The sequence below is a fragment of the Nocardiopsis chromatogenes YIM 90109 genome (assembly GCF_000341185.1).
In the GTDB taxonomy this organism is placed as follows: domain Bacteria; phylum Actinomycetota; class Actinomycetes; order Streptosporangiales; family Streptosporangiaceae; genus Nocardiopsis_A; species Nocardiopsis_A chromatogenes.
The window spans coordinates 1-4,087 of record NZ_ANBH01000053.1; the positions used below are offsets into that span (position 1 = coordinate 1).

3 protein-coding genes are annotated in these 4,087 nt (G+C 74.6%); all 3 read left to right on the forward strand.

Going from position 1 to position 4,087, the window contains the following annotated elements; translation table 11 throughout:
- Positions 1–1,009 precede the first annotated feature (1,009 nt).
- The 3 genes from D476_RS40230 to D476_RS0105060 are packed head-to-tail and all read left to right on the forward strand — an operon-like array spanning position 1,010 to position 3,221.
- Positions 1,010–1,618 carry a sensor histidine kinase gene (locus D476_RS40230; RefSeq protein WP_449289393.1) on the forward strand — a complete coding sequence of 203 codons (609 nt, stop codon included), beginning with the start codon at positions 1,010–1,012 and terminating at the stop codon, positions 1,616–1,618.
- A gap of 2 nt (positions 1,619–1,620) precedes the next feature.
- Complete coding sequence (locus tag D476_RS0105055; protein ID WP_017622887.1) at positions 1,621–2,298, forward strand: response regulator transcription factor; 678 nt, start codon at positions 1,621–1,623, stop codon at positions 2,296–2,298.
- A complete protein-coding gene (locus tag D476_RS0105060; protein WP_017622888.1) occupies positions 2,295–3,221 on the forward strand; it encodes a DUF4097 family beta strand repeat-containing protein in 927 nt (308 codons plus the stop codon). The genes D476_RS0105055 and D476_RS0105060 overlap by 4 nt, the downstream gene beginning before the upstream one ends.
- The last annotated feature ends 866 nt before the right edge of the window (positions 3,222–4,087 follow it).

Genomic DNA, 4,087 nt, shown 5'->3' on the forward strand with positions numbered 1-4,087 from the left:
CGGCCCGCGTCGATCCAGCGGCGGGCGGTATCGGGGCTGACCCCGGCGAGCTCGGCGACCTCGCTGATCCGGAACGTCGGCATGATCGGCACTCTACCTCTCGCATATGCCAGGCGGAATAGGTGATCGGCTGGCATGTGCGAGGCGGCACGCCCCGCCCTTCGGAGGATCCTCCGACGAGCAGGGCGTGCTGGCACTACCCCCCTTCACGTGGCAGCGCCATGGCGGGTCCCGGGCGCGCGACCATAGGTTCCATGGTGAGCGGTGGAGACGACGGCGGGAGGCCGGACGCGATGGCGAGCGGGGAAGCGGCGGCGGCCGCCGGCGCCTCCCGGANTGGGGCGAGCGGCTCCTGGCCCTGCTGCACCTGCTCACCTCGCTGGTGCTGTCCGTGCTGTACCTGGTCCCGGCGACCTTCGTGATGCTCGCCGCCACCGTCGTCGTGTTCGAGGTCTACTACAACCTGGTCGGCGCCCCCTTCGCGGCCCAGGGCACGAGCATCTTCGTCCAGGCGGGCGCGGTCCTGGGCTTCGCCGTGCTCGGCATGCTCAGCGCCCGACTCGGCTGCGCCCTGCAGCGGCGCTGGCTCGGGGACGCCTTCGGGGTCGTCGAGACCCGCCCGCCCGACCCCGACGTGCCCTCCTCCCGCCCCGGCCGCGCCCTGCACTACGTGTTCGGCGCCGAGGCGTGGGGCAACCTGCTCTACTGCACCGTCGCCGGGCTGCAGGGGGTGTTCGTCGGCGGACTGGTGCTCGCCCTGGTCGCCTTCGGCGTCGGCGGGGCGGCGGCCGCGGCCATCGTCGCCGCCTACATCGCCGTCGGCGGCGCGGCCGACCTGGGCGAGCTCTCGTTCAACCTGGCCATCGGCCTGGTGGGGGTGCCGGTCGCGCTGTGGCTGGCGCCGTTCGCGGTGCGGCTGGAGTACGCGATCGCCCGCACGATGCTCTTCGACGCCCCCGAGGTCCGGGTGCGCCGCCGCCTCATGCACGTCCAGGACAGCAGGTCGCGCATGGTGGACGCCGCCGAGGCCGAGCGCCGCCGCATCGAGCGCGACCTGCACGACGGCGCCCAGCAGCGGCTGCTCGCGGTCACCCTCACCCTCAGCCGGGCCCGCTCCCGCTTCGACCGCGACCCCCGGGGCGCCCGCGAACTGCTGGACGAGGCCCAGGCCGAGGCCAAGGAGGTGATGGAGGAGCTGCGCGAGGTCGCCCGCGGGCTGCACCCCCGGGTGCTCACCGACCACGGGCTGGAGGCGGCGCTGCCGGTGGCCGCCGGGCGGTCGCCGGTGCCGGTCAAGGTCGAGGTGGACCTGGAGGGGCGCCCCTCGCCGCGCGCCGAGGGGGTGGCCTACTACGTGGCCAGCGAGGCCCTCACCAACGTGGCCAAGCACGCGCGCGCCTCCTCGGCGCGGATCGCGGTGCGCCGGGTCGCCGCACGCCGCGGCGCGGTGCTGGAGGTCAAGGTGAGCGACGACGGGGCCGGGGGCGCCGACCCCGAGCGCGGCACCGGGCTGTACGGGCTGTGGGACCGGCTGGACGCCGTGGACGGGCGCCTGGAGGTCCGCAGCCCCGAGGGCGGCGGGACGGTCCTGACCGCGGAGATCCCATGGGAGGCATAGCGATGCGGGTGATCATCGCCGAGGACTCGGTGCTGCTGCGCAGCGGCATGGCCCGGCTGCTGGAGGACGAGGGGGTGGAGGTCCTCGCGCAGGCGGGCGACGCCGAGGCGCTGATGGCGGCCGTCGCCGAACACCCGGAGGCCGACCTGTGCCTGGTCGACATCCGCATGCCCCCCGGCTACTCGGAGGAGGGCATGGACGCGGCCATCCGCATCCGCCGCGCCCACCCCGGGGTGGCGGTGCTGCTGCTGTCCCAGCACGTGGTGAGCCGGTACGCCGGGGAGCTCCTCGGCGGCGGCGCCTCCAAGGTCGGCTACCTGCTCAAGGACCGGGTCGCCGACATCGAGGAGTTCATGGAGGCGCTGCGCCGGGTCGCCGACGGGGGCGCCGCCATCGATCCCGAGGTGGTCTCCCAGCTCCTCAGCAGGCGCAGCGACAGCGCCCTGGACCGGCTCAGCCCCCGTGAGGACGAGGTGCTGGCGGCGATGGCCGAAGGGCTGAACAACGCCGGGATCGCCGCGCGCCTGGTGATCACCGAGCGCGCGGTGGAGAAGCACATCCGGTCCATCTTCACCAAACTCGACCTGGGCCAGGACGACCACGACCACCGGCGCGTCCGCGCCGTGCTGGAGTACCTCCGCGGCGTGGAGACCGCGGCCCCTGAAGGGAGGAAGCCATGACGTTCAACGCGCGGGGGCTGTACGCCTCATCGAGCAAGGTGCCGCGGCGGCGGCGGTTCCGGTGGATGTGGCTGGGGATCGTGGTCGCGGTCGCCGCCCTGCTCGCCGGGGTGGCGGCCGCGCTCGGCGGGGTGCCCGTCGGCGGCGAGGAGCGCGCCCCCCAGCGGTTCGACGGCGCCGAGCGCGTCGTGATCGAGAACCGGACGCCGGGAGAGGTGACGGTGACCGGCGCCGACACCGACGCCGTCGAGGTGCGTGCGGAACTGAACCGGTCGCTCCTGTTCGAACCGGACGAGAGCCTGGACGAGCGCGGCGGCGAGGTGCGCGCCGAGGCCTCCTGCCAGGCGGCGCTGATGTCGGCCTGCTCGGTGGACTACGAGGTGGTGGTGCCCGAGGGCGCCGACGTCGAGGTGAACACGGCCGGCGGCGACGTCGAGCTCGTCGGCCTGGACGGCACGGTGCGCGCCGAGACGGTGTCGGGCCCGATCGAGGCCGAGGACCTGGGCGGCGATGCGCGCCTGGAGGCCGTCTCGGGGCCGATCGACCTGACCGGGGCGTCCGGATCGGTGGAGGCGCGCTCGGTCTCCGGGCCGATCGAGATGGAGGACGTGGAGGTCGACCGCATGATCGCGGAGAGCACCTCGGGGCCGGTCGAGATCGAGGGCGCGTTCGGCACGGCCGAACTGGAGTCCACGTCCGGGACGGTCGAGGTCGAGACGCGGGAGGGCTTCGAGTCGCTGCGCGCGGAGAGCACCTCGGGCGACATCGAATTCCGCGTCCCCGTCGGCGCCTACGACGTGCAGACCGAGACGACCAGCGGCGACGCCGACGTGGAGGTGCGCGACGACGCCGGGGCCGACAGCATGATCCGGGCCTCCACGACCAGCGGGAACGTCGAGATTCGCACAGACGAGGACGACTGACGGCACAGGGCCGAGTCGGAGGACGGCGGCGGACGAACACGAACGGGTTCGCCCGCCGCTCTCGCCTTCCGCTGCCGTCCGCAGCGACGTGGAGCTCCGGCCCGCTGGTCTGGGTGTGTGGTTCCGGCGGTGTCCCCACCACCCGCCACGCGGGTCGTCATGCTCAGCGTCGAAGAGGCGCGGGGGCGTCCCGTTCTCCTTCCCCTGCTGCTCCCCTGCTGCACGGACGGTGCTTCGGGGTGATCGGGGAGCGGGCCCGCCCCACCCCGGGGGCGGGGCGGGCCCGGGGGTGGGGCGGTGATTCCGAGCAGCGGCCCCCTCGCGGTCCGGGTGGGCGGGCGGATCAGCAGGTACCCCGCTCGATGGCCCTGGCCGGGAGGCGGGCCGCCAGGGTGTGAGGTTCAGGGCGGCGACGACAACGGTCGGCGGCCCTCGCCGCAGCGTCGTCGGCCGCCGGGCGTGCGGGGGTCGCCGTGATGGGCGGCGACGGAGTGAGCGGGGCGGTTCCCGGGCCCTGCTTGCCGGGCGGCGGGTTCCCCCGTGGTCCGGGGGGGGGCGGCGCGGTACCGGGGTTCGCGGTCTTCGACACCCGGGGCGGCCCTCCGACCCGCATCGCGATACCTTCCAGGGGTGTGACCTGGGTGAATACTCCGCGTTAGGTGCGGGCGGGGGCGGGAAACGCGCCCAGCGACGCCCGCGGACGCCCCGGGGCGACGAACACCGCGATTCCAGAACAGGTTCTCGGAACGGTATGCCCTGTTCCTGCCCGATTGGGGTGTTCGACTCGGGTGCGGGGGCGGGCGCGGGGCCACCAGGCCCCCTCCGCCGGGTCGCCGGGGCCCGCGCGGGGCCGATATCGGCTACAC

What these genes read in the sequence shown, in the direction of transcription:
- D476_RS40230 (WP_449289393.1), top strand. Translation starts at nt 1,010, where the DNA reads ATGGTGGACGCCGCCGAGGCCGAGCGCCGCCGCATCGAGCGCGACCTG.
- D476_RS0105055 (WP_017622887.1), top strand. Translation starts at nt 1,621, where the DNA reads ATGCGGGTGATCATCGCCGAGGACTCGGTGCTGCTGCGCAGCGGCATG.
- D476_RS0105060 (WP_017622888.1), top strand. Translation starts at nt 2,295, where the DNA reads ATGACGTTCAACGCGCGGGGGCTGTACGCCTCATCGAGCAAGGTGCCG.